This is a genomic window from Niveispirillum sp. FG148 (assembly GCF_057809655.1).
Window position 1 is genome coordinate 27,664 of sequence record NZ_JBMDKJ010000016.1, and the last position, 18,736, is coordinate 46,399.

The window sequence follows — 18,736 nt, forward strand, 5'->3', positions numbered from 1 at the left end:
GGCCTTCATTCCAGACTGTGGCGGGCCGGCGCGCGGGGCGCCGGCCCAAGGGATTACCAACGCAGCGTCATGGTGACGCCGTAGGTGCGTGGATCACCGTAGTAGCTGGTGGTCAGGCCGCCGAAACCTGGTCCGAAATCGATGCCGTTGGCCTTATAGGTGCGGTCCAGCAGGTTCTTGACCCACAGGTTCACCTCGCCGCTGGCGCTGCCGATCTCCAGTTCCGAAAGGATCAGATTGGCGTTCATTACGGCGTAGCCGCCTACTGCCGTATCCTTGGCCAACTGGCCCGATCCGATACCATCGGGCGTGATGGCATAGGGGAAGGTGTAATGGCCGGATACTGCGTTGACATCCACCAGGGCCCGCAGGGTGCCGCCCGCCAGTTCACCCAGCAGCACATCAACACTGACGTTGCCGGAATGTTTGGGTGTGAAGGGGAAAGCGCGGTTATCAGCCACGTCGACGCCGCCATCCAGATAGGACAGGTATTTTGCATGCAGATAGCCGTAGCCGGCCTGCAAGGTCAGCCAGGGTGTCGCCCGTAGTGTCGTTTCCAGTTCCAGACCACTGATCTCGGCCTTGCCGGCGTTACGGACAGACGATTCCGCCGCGCCCGTGGCGGTGAAGACCGATAATTGCATGTCGGAATGCCGGTTCAGGAACAAGGCGCTGTTGAACAGCAGGCGGCCGTCCCACAAGGTCGCCTTGGCGCCTGCCTCATAAGAGGCGACTTTTTCCGCGCTGTAGGGGCGCTTCACCTCCGCCACGTTTCCGGCCTCTGCATTGAAGCCACCACTCTTGTAGCCTTCGGCATAACGGGCATAGAGGTTCAGGTTGCGATCCACCGCGAAGTTGGCCGTGAAACTGGGCGTCCAGGCGGCGAATTTCTTGTCGGCCGTCGTGCCCGCCGGCACGATGACGATGTTGGGGCTGCCCAGTTGCTGGACCAGCCGGTCGATGGACTTTTCCTCCAGCGTATAGCGCAGGCCGCCGGTCAGGGTCAGGCGGTCATCAAGGATGGGCGGCTTGTAATCAACCTGGCTGTAGGCGGCATAGGCCTTGGTGGTGAAGGCCATGCGGCTGTCCAGGTTGGTGGCGCCGAAATAGGTCTGGGGATTGTTGGTCCTGCCATCATCCTCGAAATAATAGAGGCCGACGACATAGTTCACCGGGCCGCTACTACCAACCGCCTGGAACTCCTGAGAACTGGAGCTGTAGTCGGAGATGCGCTGGGTATGGGCCAGGGGCAGGGGGGACCCGTCCAGATCCAGCCCGTCGCGCCACGCCAGATCGCGGGCGGCACTGATCGATTTTAGGGTCACGTCATCCAACTCCAGCGTCGCTGTCAGCGTGTGTCCCTGGATACGCGACTTCTCGAAGGAGGGGCCGTCGATGCTGGCCGTAGTCTGCCGGTCAGCATTCACATAAAGGTCCAGCGGGAAACCGAAATAGCTGTTCCCGACCTTGCCACCCGCATAGATCGGCGAAGCGGGATCGAAGATGCCGCCCGGTGAGACGTGCGTGACCTGGGAGTATTTCGGCGTCTGGTCGAACAGGCTGTAATCGAAGCTGTAATCGACGACCAGATTGTCCGCGAGGTCCAGCGCCAGAGCTGCGCGGAAGCTGCTATTGTCCATCTCCTGCAAATGCTTGGTGGAGGGGCGCCCGGCAGCGACAACGCCCGGGAAGGGGTTGGCGACGATATCGACTAGACCATCCCGCTTGGCACGCTGGGCCGACAGCTTCACCCGCAGCGGGCCGAAGGAGGGCAGGTCTACGCTGGCTTTGCCCTTCCAGAGGCCATAATTGCCGACGGTGGCGCTGGCGGTGGCCGACCTGTCGCCCTTTGGTTTGGCGCTGACCATGTTGATGGCACCGGCCAGCGTGTTGCGGCCATAGAGCGTGCCCTGCGGTCCGCGCAGCACTTCCACCCGCTCCAGGTCCACCATGTCGAAGATGGCCCCCTGGGTCTTGCCGATATAGACACCATCGACATAGATGCCGACGGTCGATTCCCAGTTCAGCGACGGGTTGATGGTGACGCCGCCCCGGATGCTGATCTGCGCGCCGGTCGTCGTGCCCGGACTTTCGCGGATCTGCAAATTGGGGACATGAGCTGCCAGGGCGGAGATGTTGGCGACACCCTTGGCCTCCAGCATGTCGGCATCCATCGCGGTCAGGGCGATGGGTACTTCCTGCAAGCGCTCGCTACGCTTCTGAGCGGTGACGACGATCTCCTCCACCATCATGTCCTGGGCGGCGGCGGGGAAAACCGCCAGCGCCAGTGTGGCGACGGAACAGAGCAGCGCCTGGGCGCTGAGGCGAGACGGGTACATGATTGAACTCCCTACAGTCTTGCTTGGTTCACCGAGGCCGCAGGCAGCGTTTCCTCCACAGCTACGTCTCCAGTGATTCTGGCGAGGGCGATTTCGCAATTTTGCGGAATTTCATGATCGTGAAGCTACGCGATATTATGAAATTCCGTCAATGGATATCGAAATGAGAATTGACATAATACGTACTGAAAACTATCAATTGCTACGAAAAACAATCATGCAATTGTGATCGCTGCGGCGATTGGCGAGCCTGAAGCGCCCCGTCGCCAGTGTCAATGCAGGCTTCGTTTCGATCAACAGGGCCGGCCATCGGTTGGCGATGGGATGGCTTCCGGGAGTTCAATCGACATGGCATCGGATTTCTCAGTCGCTGAGCAGGTTGCCCTTGTGGAGATACTGGCTGCGGAACTGCATGCGGCCCTACGGGGGCGGCATGTGGTCGAACCATTGATCGCGCGTCATCCCGGCCTCACGGTGGCTGATGCCTATGCCATCTCGCTGGCCACTCTGCGGCGGCGAGAAGCGGATGGTGAAAGGGTTGTCGGCAAGAAGATCGGCGTCACGTCCAAGGCCGTACAAGATATGCTGGGCGTGTTCCAGCCGGATTTCGGTTTCATGACGGACCGGATGATGATTGCCGATGGCACCACCGTGAACATCGCGGCATCCGGCCTGATCCAACCGCGCGCCGAGGCTGAGATGGCCTTCATCCTGAAGCAGGATTTGCGGGGACCCGGCATCACGGCCGAGGATGTGTTGGACGCCACGGAGGCGGTGGTTCCCTGCTTCGAGATCGTGGACAGCCGCATCCGCGACTGGCGCATCGGCATCGTCGATACTGTGGCTGACAACGCGTCATGTGGGGTGTGCGTGCTGGGCAATACCCGCATCGGTCCGCGCGACCTGGATCTTTCTGCTGTGAAGGCAGTGGTGCGCAAGAACGGCGCCTTCCTGTCGCAAGGCTATGGGTCGGCAGTACAGGGATCGCCGCAGGCGGCCGTGGCCTGGCTGGCCAATACCCTGGGCAGCTTCGGTGTGCCGCTGAAGGCGGGGGAGGTGGTGCTGTCGGGCTCGCTGGTGCCGCTGGAGCCAGCGCGGCCCGGCGACCGGTTCGAAATGGAACTGGAAGGCATAGGCGGCGCCAGCGTCAGCTTCGTTTGAGAAAAGAGAAGCAGGGGCGACCTTGTCGGGGGGATACATGTCAGGGACTGTTGATAAGCCGGGCTCTCCCGGCTGGCATTCGGCTGTCGAGGCAGCGCTTGTCGTTGATGGACCGGATGCGATGACTTGGCATGACGAGGCCGACCTTGTCGTCGTCGGCTATGGCGGGGCCGGCGTTGCCGCCGCGCTGGAGGCGGCGGAAGGCGGGGCCAGCGTCATCGCCGTTGACCGCTTCCATGGGGGCGGGGCTACCGCCATGAATGGCGGCGTGCTCTATGCGGGTGGCGGGACCTCGGTCCAGAGGGAGGCTGGGGTCGAAGACAGCGTAGAGGACATGTACCGCTATCTGCGGCTGGAGACGGAGGGGGTGGTGTCCGACCGCACCCTCCGTCACTTCTGTGAACAAAGCCCGGTCATGGTGGAATGGCTGAAGCTGCACGGTGTCGTCTTCAACAGCCGCACCTATATGAGCAAGACCTCCTACCCTTATTCCGATTACTACCTCTATCATTCTGATAGTTGCCAGGCGCCTGCCTTTGCCGCCGTGGCCAAGCCCGCGCCGCGTGGTCACCGTGTCTTCCTGCCGGCGGCCAACACGGCGATCGGCTATGGCGTCGGTTTGTTCCAGCCCTTGAAGGAGGCGGCCGAACGCCTAGGCGTGCGCTTGATGACCAAGGCGGAATGCCGCCAACTTGTCATGGACCGACAGGGGCGGGTCCTGGGTGTGCGTCTTCTGCAGATACCGCCTGGCACGGCGGAAGCTGCGGAGCATGACAGGCTGGAGGCCAAAGGCACCAAGTTCCTGCTGATGTTTCCGCCGGCCTTTCCCGGCGCCGGCTTAACCAACATGATCGCGGGCCGGCTGCTGGCCAAGGCGCGGGCGCTGGAGCAGGCGCACCGGGTGGAACGGTTCATACGGGCCCGACGCGGCGTATGCCTGTCGGCTGGCGGCTTCATCTTCAACCGCGACATGGTGGCCCACCACGCCCCCAACTATCTGCGCGGCATGCCGTTAGGGTCCATGGGCGATGATGGAAGCGGCATCCGCCTGGGCCAGACGGCCGGCGGGTCGGTGGCCCGTATGCACCATGTCTCCGCCTGGCGCTTTATCAATCCGCCGTTGGCCTGGGCCAAAGGGATGATCGTCGACGGGCGCGGGGAGCGCTATGTCAACGAGATGCTGTATGGCGCTGCCATCGGTCTGAAGATGTGTGAGGAGCACGGCGGCAAGGGCTGGCTGATCCTGGACAAAGGGCTGTATGAGCAGGCTTGGCGACAGGTGACCAAGGAGAAGATCCTCCCCTTCCAGAAATATCCAGCCATGCTGGCCATGTGGTTTGGCCGCAAGAAGGCCGGGAGCCTGACGCAACTGGCGGCTCTTTGCGGTTTCGATCCGGGCACCTTTGCCGTGTCGGTCGATACCTACAACCGCGCTGCCACGGGCAAGGCCCCAGATTCGTTCCGCAAGGGGCAGGAGAATATGGCGGTGCTGGCCCAAGGGCCGTTCTATGCCATTGATGTCTCCATTGACGCCAAGCTTTCGCCGCTGCCCACCCTGACCTTGGGAGGACTGCTGGTGGACGAGGATACCGGGGCGGTACTGGGCATGGACGGCAAGGAGGTGGCCGGCCTGTATGCCGCCGGACGCAATGCAGTCGGCATCTGTTCCAATATCTATGTCAGTGGCCTGTCGGCGGCGGATTGCATTTTCTCCGGTCGCCGTGTTGCGCGCGCCGTAACGGGTGGATAGGCAACTGTACCCACCGATGGACAATGATCGTGAGGACGATGTCAAGGCAGCAGTGCGCACCCTGGTCAATCTGCTTACTTTTCAGCCTTCTTCCGGGGCTTGCGCGTCATCGGCGTCTTGGCCGGCATGGCCGGCGCCGTAGCGGCAGCCAGTTCCGCCATGACGACCGGATAGTGGGCGGCCAGGGCCACCTCCGTCAGGCCCATGCCCCGACCGGCGAACCATACGGCCTTGCGTATGAAATCCTTGTCCGTTTCCGGTGTGCTTGGGCGGCCTTTTTCGGCCATGCGCATGGCGTGGGTCATCAGGCCCACATGTGCAATCAGGTCGATCAGTTCGGGCGTGCTGATGCCGGTTTCCACCGCATCGCCATCCCTGATTGCCTGCCTGATCGCCGCATCCGTCGCCGACAGCGTACGCTTGACTGCTCGCCGATAGACCAGACGTGCGAAGGTGCCATCCCCTGCCAAGCTGGCAAAAATCATCCGCACCCCGTCGGCATTGGGGGAGTCCACGCCCAGTACACTGCTGTAGAACAGCGATACCAGCATGGTGACGATCCCGCGCGCACCCGGCTTCGGCGTGCCGATCTGGGCGATGGAGCGGTCCTGATCCTCGATGGTTGCGCGCAGGACTGCCCGGTACAATGCCGTCTTGGAAGGGAAATGACGATAGAGCAACGCCTCCGATACCGCGGCGGCGGCGGCAATCTGCTGGGTTTTCGCCCCTTCGAAGCCATGGCGTGCGAATACCGATTTGGCGGCATTGACGATAGAGGTGCGACGGTCGGAGCTGTTGAGACGAGTTCTCATAATGTAACAGATATAGCCCGTGCGTTTACCATATGGAAGGTTGAAATCAGCGGGTGCGCATGAAAGTATGTGCTCAGTTACCAGCAAAATGCGGTGCGCGCTTGCCCAGCATGGCAGCCACCGCTTCCTTATGATCTTCCGTCGCATGCGCCAGGGCCTGCATGGAGGCGGAGATTTCCAACAATGCCTCCAGGCTGGTGTCGCGGCCTTGCCAGAGCAGGCGCTTGGTCATGCGTACGGCATGCGGCGGGTTGACGGCGATGCGGCGGGCCAGTGCCTTGGCCGTGTCGAGCAACTCGGTGTCCGGCACGACCTTCGACACCAGGCCACAGGCCAGCGCCTCAGCCGCGTCGATGACATCGCCCGTCAGCGCCATTTCCGCCGCCTTGGAGAAGCCCACGACGCGTGGCAGCAGCCAGGCCCCGCCATCGCCCGGCACGATGCCGACCTTCACGAAACTTTCGGCGAAGCGCGCACTTTCGCCGGCGATGCGAAGGTCGCACATACAGGCGAGGTCGCAGCCAGCCCCAATAGCGGGACCATTGACGGCGGCGATGACCGGCACGTCCAGCTTGGCAAAGGCCAGGGGGATGCGCTGGATACCGTGCTTGTAGTTGCGCCGCGTCTTGGCGGGCAGGGGATCGTTCAGACCACCCTGCTGACCCATGGTCTTCAGGTTGCCGCCGGAGGAAAAGGCGCTGCCTGTTCCCGTCAGGATGGCGACGCGCACCGACATGTCTGTGTCTATGCGGTCCAGCGCGTTCAGCACCGCCTCGATCATGTCGGGATCGGAGATCGGGTTGCGGGTTTCCGGCCGGTTCAGGGTCAGGACGGCGATACCGTCGGTTTGTTCAAACAATACAAGGTCGGACATGGGGACACCCGTAAACAGGTAGAATAAGGCTTAGCGCAGGCCAAGGCCGCGCGCGATGATGCCACGCAGGATTTCCCGCGTGCCGCCCCGCAGCGAGAAGCAGGGTGCGTTCAGAATCGCATGGCCCAGTACGGCCTGGAACATGTCATCCGAAGCGCGTGAGGGTTCGCTGCTGATTAATTGCCGGGCGATTTCGGGAATTTCCTGTTCCACAATTGCACCCAGATCCTTCACCAGGGATGCTTGCAGCGCCGGGTCTTCACCCCGTTCCAGCATGCCGGCAACGGACCGCGACAGCCGGCGCAGCACCGACAGATGGGCCCCCAGCCGGCCCAGGATCAGGGTGGCGTGGTCGGAGGTGTCGGGCCCAAGGGCGCGGATCAGTTCGACCAGCAGCACAAAGGTGGACAAGAACCGCTCGGGTCCGCTGCGTTCATAGGCCAGTTCGCTCATCACCTGCTTCCAGCCATGGCCTTCCGGCCCGATCAGGCTGTCGGGCGGCAGCAGCGCGTCCTCGAACACCACCTCGTTGAAATGCCGATCGCCGGCCAGATCGGCGATGGGGCGGATGGTGATGCCGGGCAGCGAGAGATCGACCAGAAGCTGGCTCGTGCCGCCATGGCGGTCATCGGTGTTACCCGTGCGGCAATACAGGATCATGTAATGCGAATGCTGGGCATAGGTGGTCCACAGCTTGGTGCCATTGACACGCCACCCTTCCTCGGTCCGGACGGCACGGGTGCGCACGGCGGCGAGATCGGACCCGCTGTCGGGTTCGCTCATCCCGATGCAGAAGAAGCACTCGCCCGCTGCGATGCGCGGCAGGATCGTGCGCTTCTGCTCCTCTGTCCCGACCTTCAGCAGCAAGGGCGCGCTCTGGCGATCCGCAATCCAATGGGCGGCGACAGGCGCGCCGGCGGCCAGCAGTTCCTCCAGGACGACATATCGTTCCAGGGCCGATCGGCCCTGACCGCCAAATTCGGTGGGTAGCGTCATGCCGACCCAGCCGCGCTGGGCCAGCTTGCGACTGAAGTCAGCGTCAAAGCCGCTCCAGGACCGAATGCGTTGCGCGGCCGGCAGCTCGGCCAGTTCCGTGGCCAGAAATTCCCGCACCTCTGCGCGCAGGGCGTCGGTGTCCTGGGACGGGGGCGGTGCCGGGAAGGCGAAATCGTGCATATGTCTCTCCAGCGCGGGCTTACAGCGAGGCGATCAGGGGCCATAGCCCATCGGCCCTGGCCGCCGCCATCCGACGCCCGACCATGCGGTGCCAATAGGCTTCGTTCCCGAATTCCTCTCGCCAGGACCACAGGCGCTTGGTCAGGAAATGCAGGCTGTGTTCATGCGTGAAGCCGATAGCGCCATGGGATTGATGGGCGATGGCGGCGATGGTACCCGCCGCTTCTCCCGCCCGGGCCTTGCCGACCGCGACCGACAAAACCTCGCCCCTTTGCAGCCCATCGGCAGCAAGATCGGCAGCACCAGTCGCCGCCGCGACCTGTCCCGCCATCACGGCCAGCGATTGCTGAAGGGCCTGGAACTTGCCGATGGTGCGCCCAAATTGCGTGCGTTCATTGGCATAGGCGACGGTCATTTCCAGCACCCGGCGCGATGCCCCGGCCAAGGCGGCGGCGCGCAGCGTGGCCCCCCATTGTTCGATCAGAGCGACATCGGTGCCGGCGCGCAGAGGTGCCACGGCCGTATCGGGCAGGATGACGTCAACGGTCAGATCGTCTCGCGGCTCGCCGGCAAGATTGGCACCGGACCGCAACTCAGCGGTGGCGGTGTCCAGGCGGATGGCATGGGGGCGTCCATCGAAGGCGGCCAGCACGGCGATCTGCGTGCTGTGGGCCGCCCACGGAACGCGGTGTGCCGTTCCGTGCAGGCGCCAGCCCGGGCCCTCACGGTCAAGTGTGAAGCTTTCATCCCGATGCACGGGCGCCAGGGTAGCCGGCCCTTCTGCCAGCGGCAGGCCGGCATCCGCCAGCAGCCGGTTGGCCAACATTGTCTCCACCAGGGGCAGGGGCAAGGCAGCGGCACCGGCCAATTGCACCAGCCCGGCGACCTCCGGCCAGGACAGGCCGACGCCGTCAGCCTCCGCCGGTACCAGGGCCAGCGGCAGGCCCAGTTCCGCAAGCTGATCCCATGCAGCGACGTCCCATGCGCCGGTCTCTGCGGCGCGCAGCCGTTCCGGGCTGGACAGGTCGGCAAACAGGCGACCGGCCATGCCTTCGATGATCTCGCTGGTCTCGCTCATGATATCAGGCCTTCAGGCGCGGCGGGGTGACACCGGCGATCTCGCACGCGTAATCCAACAGGGCCGTGAAGTCGCGGCCGGCAAAGTCGCCACCGCGCGCAGCACCCAGAGCACTGGCGGCGGCCTGACCCACGGGCAGGCCCAGGCGCTGCTGCGCGGCCGCCGACAGGGCCAATTGCAGATCCTTGTAGGCCAGGTCGATGGTGAAGCCGGGGGTCGTGTCGCCCACCAGCACCTTGCTGGGAAAATTGATCATCAACTGGCCGTTGGTGGCGGTGGTGCCGCCCGCGACGGCCTTCATCACCTCAACCGCCAGTCCCAGCTTGGTGCCCAGCAGCAAGGCCTCCGCCGTCAACTGCGCGCCGATCACGGCCAGGTAATTATTGACAATCTTTGTCCGCGTGCCGGACCCGACCGGGCCGCAGCGCAGGAAAGTGGTGCCCATCGCCTGCAGCAGCGGCAGGGCCCGCTCGTAATCGGCATCCGCGCCACCAATCATGAACAGGCTTTCACCGCGTTCAGCGTGGCTGACCAGCCGCCCGACAGGCGTGTCGATGAAGGCCACCCCCTTAGCGGCGGCGGCCTTGGCGACATCATCGGTGGTCTGGGGGTCGATGGTGCTCATGTCGATCAGCAGGGTACCCGACGCCAGGGCAGACAGGACGCCATCGGCCCCCAGGATCACGGCGCGCACATGTGGCGGGGCCGGCAGCATGGTGACGGCGATGGTGGCCCCGGCCACCGCTTCGGCAACGCTGGCCGCCGGCTTGGCACCCAGGGCCACCAGCCGGTCCAGCTTGTCCCGGTCCAGGTCGAAGCCGGTGACGGCGAAGCCCTTGCGGACCAGATTGGAGGCCATGGGCAGTCCCATGGCGCCCAGGCCGATGAAAGCGATCTTTTCCTGCATCTCAGGCATCCTTGCGGGCGGCGACGGCTCAGCCGGTCACGCCATGGTTGATGTAGGCGGTCTTGCCTTCGGTGAAGAACTCGGCCGCCGCACTGCCCTGCTCGCGCGGGCCGTAACCGGAGGGGCCGCGTCCGCCGAAGGGGACGTGGTAATCAATGCCGGCCGTGGCCGCGTTCACCATCACCAAGCCTGCGCGGGAGCGGCGTCGGAACGTCTCGGCAGTCTTCAGGCTGCGGGTGGCAATGGCGCTGGACAGGGCGTGGTCGGCATCATTGGCGATGGCCAGCGCCTGATCCAGCCCGTCGGCCCTGATGATGCAGGCGACGGGGCCGAACACCTCCTCCCGGTTGATGCGCATCCTATTGTGTGTGCCGATGAATAGGGTCGGCTCCATGAACCAGCCGGGCCGGTCCAGACGGTTGCTGCCAAAGGCCAGTTCTGCCCCCTCTGCCTCGGCGACATCGACATAGCGCAAATTCTTTTCCAACTGCGCCTGGGTGACGGCTGGCCCCATGTCGGTCGTGGCATCCATCGGGTCACCGACCTTCAGGGCGCGCAGCCGGGTCAGCAGCCGGTCGGTGAAGGCATCATGGACCTTGGCATCGACGATGATACGGCTGGTCGCTGTGCAGCGTTGCCCCGTGGAATGGAAGGCGCCCTGCAGGGCGATGTCGGCGGCCAGATCCAGATCGGCATCGTCGGCCACCACCAGCGGGTTCTTGCCGCCCAGCTCCAACTGCACCCGGATCATGCGCGGTAGCGACCGGGCCAGGATGGACCGGCCAACGCCGGGCGATCCCGTGAAGCTGACGGCGTCGGCGCCGTCGACCAGCACAGGGCCCAACACGGCGCCGTCACCCACCACCAGATTGAACACGCCGGGCGGCAGGCCGGCACGGTGCAGGATGTCGGCCAGTTCCCAGGCGCTGGCCGGCGTCACCTCCGACGGCTTCAACACGACCGTATTGCCAAAGGCCAGCGCATAGGCGGTTTTCCAGGCCGGCAGGGCGATGGGGAAATTCCAGGGCGTGATCAGCGCCACCACACCCACCGGTTCCCGCGTGACCAGGGCCGTCATGCCGTCGCGCAGGCCGGGCAGGCATTCGCCGGGGCTGCGCAGCGGCTCGCCGGCGGCGTAATGGAAGATCTGGGCGGCGCGCTTCACCTCCCCGATCCCTTCCTTAAGGGTCTTACCTTCCTCCCGTGTCAGGATGGCACCCAGTTCGTCGGCGCGGACCAGCAGCTCGTCGCCTGCGCGGCGCAGGATGTCGGACCGGGCCTGCGGGTTGAAGGCAGCCCAGCCCGGCAGAGCTGCCCGCGCCGCTGCCAGCGCATCCGCCGCCTGTTCGGATGTGGCCCAGGCGAAATGGCCGACATCCAGGTCCGGGCGGGCCGGGTTCTCATTGCGGCGGACGGTGGCACTTCCCACCTGGTTGCCGGCAATCCAGTTGCCCTTTTCCATGCGGTATCTCCCTCTCACGCGCCGTGCGTCTGTATGATCCCGCGTCGGGTCAAATCATCGACCGTCCCGGTATCCATCCCCAGGATGTCGTGCAGCACCGACCCGGTCTGTCCGCCCAGCCGGGGCGGGGGGTGGCGATAGCTGGCGGGGGTTTCGGAAAGCTTCGCGGGAAAGCCCACCATCGGAATGCTGGTGCCATCATCCAGATCGATGCGGCGCACCAGCCCGCGCGCTTCGATCTGGGGGTCGGCGAAGACCTGATTGACGCGGTTGATGGGGCCACCGGGTACGCCGGCCTCGGCCAGCCTGTCGATCAGGTCCGCCGATGGCCAGACCTTGATGCTGTCAGCCAGCGTGGCCTCCAGTTCCCTGCGGTTGGTCTGGCGACCGGCATTGGTGGCGAAGCGTGGATCGTCCAGCAGATCCTGCCGGCCCAGCAGGCGGCAGAGATTGCGGAACTGCCCGTCATTGCCAACCGCGACGATGATATGGCCGTCCGCCGCCGCAAAGCAGCGATAGGGCACGACATTGGGATGGCCATTGCCAAGGCGCCGTGGCACCTGCCCGCCGACCAGCCAGTTCATCGCCTGATTGGCCAGCAGCGATACCTGCGTGTCCAGCAGGGCGCAGTCGATATGCTGCCCCTGGCCGGTCTGGTCACGGTGGCGCAGGGCCGCCAGGATGGAGATTGTGGCGTAAAGTCCGGTGAACAGGTCCGACACGGGCACGCCCACCTTCAGCGGCTCGGCGCCGGGCGTGCCGTCGGGCTGTCCCGTCACGCTCATCAGCCCGCTCATCCCCTGGATCAGGAAATCATAGCCGCCGCGTGGGGCATAGGGACCGGTCTGACCGAAGCCGGTGATGGAGCAATAGACAAGACGCGGATTTTCCGCCCGCAGGCTTTCGTAATCCAGCCCGTAGCGGGCCAGCCCGCCGACCTTGAAATTCTCCAGTACCACGTCGCAATGCCGCGCCAATTGCCGGATCAGGGCGGCCCCTTCCGGGTTGGCGATGTCGATGGCGACAGAACGTTTGTTGCGGTTACAGGCCAGATAATAGGCGCTGAACGGATCGGGATCGGCGGTTCCCGTATCCAGATAGGGTGGACCCCAGGAGCGGGTGTCATCGCCCTTTCCGGGCTGTTCAACCTTGATCACCTCGGCACCCAGGTCGCCCAGGATCTGCGACGACCAGGGACCGGCCAGCACGCGGCTGAGGTCCAGGACACGGATGCCGGACAGGGCGGTGGGGGACGAGGGAGCGGTCAAGGTGGAAACTCTCACGGCTGGGAGGCGGCTGTTATAAAGAAGGGCAGGCCGGCGAAGCCGATGCCACCACCGGCCTGCCCCGACCGGTGAGGGGAGGCTCTCACCGAAGCAGGTTGAAATGCGTCAGGTCGGGTTGGCGCGTGACCGTCCAGTAATCGACCAGACGATAGGGCCAGGACAGGAAGATGCGGCCTTTGGAATTGTTGTAGTAGCTGTTGGCCTTCGGATGGGTCCAGATCATCTCCTGCATGCGCTTGTCGATGCGGGTGTTGAATTCCTTGAAGGCCTCCACCGTCGGCTCAATGGCCTTGGCACCGGCGGCGACCACCGCGTCCAGGCATTCGATGATGTAATGGATCTGGGTTTCGGAGATCAGGTTCTGGCCTGCGGCGTGGTTGGGCGCGCTGTTGGGGCCGACCGTATAGAAGAAATTGGGGAAGCCCGGCACCGTCACGCCCAGATAGGAGCGCGGGTCCTCCTCCCCCCAGATAGCGCCCAGGTTCGCCCCGTCACGACCGACGACCGACAGGGAGCCCAGCATCTTCGACACGTTGAAGCCGGTGGCCAGCGCCAGCACATCGGCCGGCACCCGCGTGCCGTCGGTCAGCACGACGCCGTCGGGCTCCACATGGTCGATATGACGGGTCTCCACCGTCACATTGTCGCGCTGAATGGCGTCCAGCCAGCCATCGTCCAGCAGGATGCGCTTGGAGAAGATGGGGTGGTCGGGCAGCAGCTTTTCATAAAGATCCGGCCGGTTGGCGAGTGCTGTCTGAAGCTGGTACTGCGCGAACTGGCGCATGGTCTGGTTATGGGCCGACACCGACATGTCGTCCTGCCAGTTCGGGTCCTTCAGCACATTGATGAACAGGCCGTCGCCCGCAAACCAGAAGACGCGGAAGCGGTACCATTCCCCGAAATGCGGGATGTGGCGCAGAGCGAATTTCATGCCCTCGTCCACCGCCCTGCCGATTTCCGGGTTGCGGATCACCCAGTGGCGGGAACGCTGAAAGATGGTCAGGTGATCGACGATGGGGGCGATGGCGGGCGCCAGTTGGTGCCCGCTGGCACCAGTGCCGATCATCACCACCTTCTTGCCTGTCAGATCGACGCCATTGTCCCAGGCGGCCGTGTGCATGGCGGGACCGGCGAAACTGTCCAGGCCCGGAATGTTCGGCATCTGCCAGCGGTTCAGCGGCCCGTGCGCATTGATCACGGCATTGGCGTCGATCACGGTCTCCGTCCCGTCTTTGTGACGGGTGGTGACGCGCCAGAGACCGGCCTGCTCGTCATAATGGCAGGACACGACCCTGGTGTTGAAGATTGTGCGGTCGCGGATGCCATATTTGTCGGCCACGCGCAGCAGGTAGGCCTGCATGTCGTGACCCTTGGGGTGGTAATGGTTCCATTCCGGGTTCAGTTCGAACGAGAAGGAATAGAAATGGCTGGGCGTGTCGACGCCTACACCGGGATAGAGATTCTCGTACCAGGTGCCGCCGACATCGGGGTTCTTTTCGATGATGACATGGTCGTAACCAGCCTCGGCCAGCTTGATCCCGGCCAGGATGCCGGTCATGCCGGCCCCAATGATCAGCACCTTGAAGCCGGCTGGACGCTTGCGGCCGGGCTGGTCCAGGCGCGGGGCCGGGATGTCGAACCCCATCTGGTCCAGCAGCATGGGCACGAATTCTTCGTCCACCGGTTCGGCGACATTGACGCTCATCATGCGGCGCATCAGGTCGCGGGGCAGGGGACGTTCGACCGGGGCCGGGACCTGTGTCAGCAGGTCGAACAGCTTTTCCCGCAGTTCCGCCGCCAGTTCCGGCGGCGGGGCAACGGGCTCGGGCGTATAGGGTGACTGGATGAAGGGCTGGAACCGGTCCAACATGGCCGCATCATGCGTATACTGGACATAGACCATCAGCAGCGTGGGCAGGTTCGCCTGTTCCAGCGCCTGACGCAGTCCAGCATGGTCATTTATGGGCAGGGTGCGGTCCGTCGTCGGAACGTTGGTCACCTGGGTTGCCATTCATCCTCTCCTGGCCGGTCCGTGCCGGCCCCTGTTTCCCTGCGGCCCGACACGGTTGATGCGGTCAGGCGTCCAGAAGCTGTCTTGTCTGTTCGTTGAGCGCCGGGTCGGCCTGACGGCTCAGGAAATCGACGCGGCCGGCGATCATGTCGGCGGTCATGTCGGGGTGGGTGGAGACCCAGAAGTGCCCTTGCGCGATTTGTTCGACGATGCGGCGGCAACCCTCGTCCAGATCCATGCCATAGGTCGCCATCATTTCCCGCATCACGGCACGGTGACGGGCGGCGGCGGGGGGTTCACCCTTGCCGGCCTCGACGTCGAAAATGCTGGTCTTCAGCATGCCGGGAAGGACGGAGCTGACCTGGATGGGGGCCTTGGCCAACTGCATTTCCAGATACAGACACTCGCTGAACGACTGGATGGCGTGTTTGCTCATGATGTAGGCGGTCTGGGTTGGCATGATGCCGAAGGACCCGACCGAGGCCAGATTGGCGATGTAGGCCTGCTGTCCGGCCTTCAGCATATGCGGCACGAAAGCCCGCACACCATGGACGACGCCATGGATATTGATGTTCAGCGTGGCTTCCCAGCGGTCCGCCGGGATTTCCCAGGTGTATCCGATGGTTTCGATGCCGGCATTGTTGACCAGCAGGCGCACGGCCCCATGCCGGGCGAAAATATCGGCGGCGATACGGTCCAGTTCGGCCGGCTTCGACACGTCCAGCATCAGCGCCTCGGCCTTGCCGCCGGCGGCACGGATGGATGTCGCCGTCGCCTCGGCCCGGTCGCCCGACACGTCGGTGACCACCACATGCATGCCCAGCGCGCCGACGCACCGGGCAATGCCGGACCCGATGCCGGCCCCGGCGCCTGTGATGACGGCAACGCCGCCGCCGAACAGTTCTTCTTCCTTGGACATGGGTCAAATCCTGTAAAGGGGGAGCGCCACCGTCGCCGGGGGCGCTCCGGTAACGGTTAGTCGCCGAAGCGGTAGCGGACCGACAGGCCGTACATCCGCGGCTCGCCATAGGTGCTGGCAGAAGAGCCGAAGGACGTATCGGTCAGGTTGGAATTGCCGATACGGTAGGTCTTGTTGGTCAGGTTCGTGGCGAAGGCGCGCAGATCGAGCGGGTAACCCAGGAAATCCTGCCATTCGACGGAAAGGTTCAGAATGCCATAGCTGCCCAGCCAGGCTTCGGGTTCGCCCACTTCGGTTGAAACCGAGGTGGAGTACTGCCGGTCGACCCATGAATAGTTGGCTACACCCACCAGCGCCCCGGCATTGCCGGGCAGCGGGTGCTCATATCGCGCATTCAGGCTGAACTGGTTCTTCGGCAGGAATGGGAAGGGGATGCAGGACAGATCGGCCTTGATGGCCTGCGCGCCGGGAATATAGGGCGACGGGATGGGCTTGATCCCGGTGCAGGTATCCTTCGTCGTCACCAGCGGATCGGGTGGTACATCGATCAGGAAGGTCTTGTACTTGCCATCGGCCAGCGCGTAGCTGCCCGACAGTTCAAGACCGTCCACCGGCATGATGGATGCCTCCACCTCAATGCCCCGGATACGTGCTGTGCCGGCATTGAACGTTCGGGAACCTTGATCCAGGCCCGACTGGTTCTGGAAATTGTTGAAGGCGTTGTCGGCGCCGGCCCGCTGGATGCCGTCATAATTCAGGTGATAGGCCGCGATATTGAGACGAGCTGCCGCGTTCCCGATATTGAAATCGTTCTTGGAGCCGATTTCATAGTTGGTGACGCGTTCCGGGCCATAGGTCAGGCCTTCCTGGCGCACGCCAACCGGATTGAAACCGCCGGCCTTGTATCCGCGTGAAATCTTGCCGAACACCAGGCTGCCATGGGCGACCGGGTAATTCAGTCCGACATTCCAGGTGGTGGCACTGTTCTTGTCGGATGCGCTGGCAGTGGGGATGTTGAAATAGGTTGGGCCATAGCGGCTGGCGTCATACTGATCCCAGGTCTGGCGCAGGCCGGTCGTCAGCTTCAGCCCATCCAGGCCCGGCGAAACGGCGCCCAAATCCAGGTCGGTCTGGCCGTAAAGCGCTTTGCTTCTGGTTTCCACGTCGAACAGCACGACACCGGGGGTGCCGAAATTGAAGCTGCCCTGAGCCTGCGGACCTTCCGGCTGCACGTTGGAATAGAAGGCGCCAACGACGCCGATCAGCTTGCCATCCAGGAAATTGCCCTGGATTTGCGGCTCAACGCTGATCTGGCTGAGGTCGGTGAAGGAGGTGGCGTCGCCAGCCGTGCCATACAGACCGGGCGAGCCGGCGGGGACGATTGCCGGGATCTGCGAGCTGAGCGCCAGGATGGAGCCATCCAGGTCCCAGGCATAGCGATGCTTCATCCGCTGATAGCCGACAATGCCCCGGAAGGTGAACTGATCGGTGAGATCGACGCTGAGCGTATTGGTGACACTCCAGACTTCCAGCTTGGAGAACAGGTCGGTATTGAGCGCCGTCTCACGCGGCCCCAGCGTCTTCTGCCAAGCCAGGATCGACTGGGCGATGGTCGGGTCGAAGGAGCCGAACAGCGGATCGGTCTGCTGGCGATAGAACAGGTTGCCGGCCAGCGTGGTCAGGTTGGCGTCCGAACGCATGCTGGTGAAGCTGAGCCCGCTGCCATTGTCATGGCTCTTGGAGTAATAGCCGACCAGATAATTCTCGAAATTGTCGGTCGGCTTCCACAGGACCCCGAGGCGTGCCGTATCATAATGCTTGTCGTCATACTCCTTGCCGGCAAATCCGGCGGAGGGCCCCTTGTCGGTCAGGACATAGCCGAACGGACCGGGGCCGACATCCTTGGTAAAACCGTCACGGTCCACCGTCTTGACTGCGAGGCGCACGGCCAGCGTCTCGTCGAAGGGTACGTTCAGGACGCCTTCAAACTCCCGGTCGTTGTAGTTCCCGAACTGCGCCTGGACATGGCCCTCGAACTTGTCCTTGGGCTTGGCTGGCCCCAACAGGACGGCACCACCCGTGGTGTTCTTGCCGAACAGCGTGCCCTGCGGCCCGCGCAGCACCTCCAGTGATTGCAGGTCAAAGAACGTGCCGGGGCCGCCCTGGTTGGAGATGACCGAACCCTGAATCAGCGGCACTTCGGCAAAATAGGTCACCACGCCGACGGGGGCCAGATAGGTCTGGCCCTGACCGCGAATGATCACGGTTTCGGCATTACGCGTGGTGCCGTTCGACGTGACCATCACTGCCGGCACCTTGCCCAGCAGATCCTGGGGGGAGGCGATATTCTGTTCGCGCAGAGCGGCGCCGCCGAGCGCCGTGATGGCGGTCGGCACGGATTGGATGTTTTCGGCCCGGCGGTTGGCCGTTACCACGATTTCTTCCAGCACCAGCGTATCGGCACTCGATTGCGTGGCCTGGGCCTGGACGGCGTCGGGCATCAGAAAAGCGGCGCTGGACATCAGTAACGCCAGGGCCCGACGATCACGTTTCACCATTGTTTCCCCCCTTTTTCGGCACTTCGTTCGCGGGCTTGATCCCACGTTGCCTTGGTGTTTGACAGGCCGGAGATGTTCGTGCACGGGCCGGGATCGCCGACATGGCGCCCAAACCGCCCCACACGGGGTGTGAAGCGGCGGCTTCGGCAATGAAACGCGGACACCGTCCTTATACGGGTGAGCGCCGTCTCATGACCCTAACCTCCCATGCGTCGCCCGCTCTCCGGCGATGTCGACCGGCTGATTTTGTAAGTATTCACTCACAAAGTCAATATGCGTTATGATAACATTCGTCGCCAACGCACATCGCAATTGTGGCGACACAAAATTGCAGACATGCGAACAGAAGTGGATATCCGAAGGGTCTTCTGGCTTCGGCTTTGCTTCGATCAGCAATGAAAAC

At 63.7% G+C, this 18,736-nt stretch carries 13 protein-coding genes; 2 read left to right on the forward strand and 11 right to left on the reverse strand.

Features of this window, described 5'->3' with window-relative positions; all coding sequences use genetic code 11:
* Positions 1-53: 53 nt before the first annotated feature.
* On the reverse strand, positions 54-2,339 hold the full coding sequence (locus ACODTW_RS16815) for a TonB-dependent receptor (protein ID WP_488947209.1): 2,286 nt from the start codon (positions 2,337-2,339) through the stop codon (positions 54-56).
* A 348-nt stretch (positions 2,340-2,687) separates the two neighbouring features.
* Here ACODTW_RS16815 and ACODTW_RS16820 point away from each other — a divergent pair, with 348 nt between their 5' ends.
* Positions 2,688-3,500 (forward strand): fumarylacetoacetate hydrolase family protein, encoded by an 813-nt coding sequence (locus tag ACODTW_RS16820; protein WP_488947210.1) that lies wholly within the window; start codon positions 2,688-2,690, stop codon positions 3,498-3,500.
* Between the two features lie 37 nt (positions 3,501-3,537).
* A complete protein-coding gene (locus tag ACODTW_RS16825) occupies positions 3,538-5,250 on the forward strand; it encodes an FAD-binding protein (RefSeq protein ID WP_488947211.1) in 1,713 nt (570 codons plus the stop codon).
* A gap of 74 nt (positions 5,251-5,324) precedes the next feature.
* Here ACODTW_RS16825 and ACODTW_RS16830 read toward each other — a convergent pair whose 3' ends face one another.
* The 10 genes from ACODTW_RS16830 to ACODTW_RS16875 all read right to left on the reverse strand — a co-directional run bounded on the left by ACODTW_RS16830 (position 5,325) and on the right by ACODTW_RS16875 (position 18,333).
* Positions 5,325-6,209, reverse strand: a complete 885-nt coding sequence (locus ACODTW_RS16830; RefSeq protein WP_488947212.1) for a TetR/AcrR family transcriptional regulator — start codon at positions 6,207-6,209, stop codon at positions 5,325-5,327.
* Positions 6,136-6,936 (reverse strand): crotonase/enoyl-CoA hydratase family protein, encoded by an 801-nt coding sequence (locus tag ACODTW_RS16835; RefSeq protein ID WP_488947213.1) that lies wholly within the window; start codon positions 6,934-6,936, stop codon positions 6,136-6,138. Before ACODTW_RS16835 ends, ACODTW_RS16830 begins: the two co-directional genes overlap by 74 nt.
* Positions 6,937-6,966: 30 nt before the next feature.
* On the reverse strand, positions 6,967-8,112 hold the full coding sequence (locus tag ACODTW_RS16840; RefSeq protein ID WP_488947214.1) for an acyl-CoA dehydrogenase family protein: 1,146 nt from the start codon (positions 8,110-8,112) through the stop codon (positions 6,967-6,969).
* Positions 8,113-8,131: 19 nt separating this feature from the next.
* Positions 8,132-9,190, reverse strand: coding sequence for an acyl-CoA dehydrogenase family protein (locus ACODTW_RS16845; RefSeq protein ID WP_488947215.1), 1,059 nt, complete (start codon positions 9,188-9,190; stop codon positions 8,132-8,134).
* 4 nt (positions 9,191-9,194) lie between these two features.
* Positions 9,195-10,097: an NAD(P)-dependent oxidoreductase gene (locus tag ACODTW_RS16850; RefSeq protein ID WP_488947216.1), complete on the reverse strand. Its 903-nt coding sequence runs from the start codon at positions 10,095-10,097 to the stop codon at positions 9,195-9,197.
* Positions 10,098-10,125: 28 nt separating this feature from the next.
* Positions 10,126-11,559, reverse strand: a complete 1,434-nt coding sequence (locus ACODTW_RS16855) for an aldehyde dehydrogenase family protein (RefSeq protein ID WP_488947217.1) — start codon at positions 11,557-11,559, stop codon at positions 10,126-10,128.
* Positions 11,560-11,573: 14 nt separating this feature from the next.
* On the reverse strand, positions 11,574-12,827 hold the full coding sequence (locus ACODTW_RS16860) for a CaiB/BaiF CoA transferase family protein (RefSeq protein WP_488947218.1): 1,254 nt from the start codon (positions 12,825-12,827) through the stop codon (positions 11,574-11,576).
* Positions 12,828-12,927: 100 nt separating this feature from the next.
* Complete coding sequence (locus tag ACODTW_RS16865; RefSeq protein ID WP_488947219.1) at positions 12,928-14,856, reverse strand: flavin-containing monooxygenase; 1,929 nt, start codon at positions 14,854-14,856, stop codon at positions 12,928-12,930.
* A gap of 64 nt (positions 14,857-14,920) precedes the next feature.
* Entirely contained in the window at positions 14,921-15,775 is an 855-nt protein-coding gene (locus ACODTW_RS16870; RefSeq protein WP_488947220.1) for an SDR family NAD(P)-dependent oxidoreductase, read from the reverse strand.
* 56 nt (positions 15,776-15,831) lie between these two features.
* The gene (locus tag ACODTW_RS16875) at positions 15,832-18,333 is read right to left on the reverse strand and encodes a TonB-dependent receptor (protein ID WP_488947221.1); all 2,502 of its coding nucleotides are present in this window, start codon (positions 18,331-18,333) and stop codon (positions 15,832-15,834) included.
* Positions 18,334-18,736: the final 403 nt, after the last annotated feature.

Excerpts from the sequence above, each read along its gene's own strand:
- ACODTW_RS16815 (WP_488947209.1), bottom strand. The coding sequence starts at position 2,339 with ATGTACCCGTCTCGCCTCAGCGCCCAGGCGCTGCTCTGTTCCGTCGCC.
- ACODTW_RS16820 (WP_488947210.1), top strand. The coding sequence starts at position 2,688 with ATGGCATCGGATTTCTCAGTCGCTGAGCAGGTTGCCCTTGTGGAGATA.
- ACODTW_RS16825 (WP_488947211.1), top strand. The coding sequence starts at position 3,538 with ATGTCAGGGACTGTTGATAAGCCGGGCTCTCCCGGCTGGCATTCGGCT.
- ACODTW_RS16830 (WP_488947212.1), bottom strand. The coding sequence starts at position 6,209 with ATGCGACGGAAGATCATAAGGAAGCGGTGGCTGCCATGCTGGGCAAGC.
- ACODTW_RS16835 (WP_488947213.1), bottom strand. The coding sequence starts at position 6,936 with ATGTCCGACCTTGTATTGTTTGAACAAACCGACGGTATCGCCGTCCTG.
- ACODTW_RS16840 (WP_488947214.1), bottom strand. The coding sequence starts at position 8,112 with ATGCACGATTTCGCCTTCCCGGCACCGCCCCCGTCCCAGGACACCGAC.
- ACODTW_RS16845 (WP_488947215.1), bottom strand. The coding sequence starts at position 9,190 with ATGAGCGAGACCAGCGAGATCATCGAAGGCATGGCCGGTCGCCTGTTT.
- ACODTW_RS16850 (WP_488947216.1), bottom strand. The coding sequence starts at position 10,097 with ATGCAGGAAAAGATCGCTTTCATCGGCCTGGGCGCCATGGGACTGCCC.
- ACODTW_RS16855 (WP_488947217.1), bottom strand. The coding sequence starts at position 11,559 with ATGGAAAAGGGCAACTGGATTGCCGGCAACCAGGTGGGAAGTGCCACC.
- ACODTW_RS16865 (WP_488947219.1), bottom strand. The coding sequence starts at position 14,856 with ATGGCAACCCAGGTGACCAACGTTCCGACGACGGACCGCACCCTGCCC.
- ACODTW_RS16870 (WP_488947220.1), bottom strand. The coding sequence starts at position 15,775 with ATGTCCAAGGAAGAAGAACTGTTCGGCGGCGGCGTTGCCGTCATCACA.
- ACODTW_RS16875 (WP_488947221.1), bottom strand. The coding sequence starts at position 18,333 with ATGGTGAAACGTGATCGTCGGGCCCTGGCGTTACTGATGTCCAGCGCC.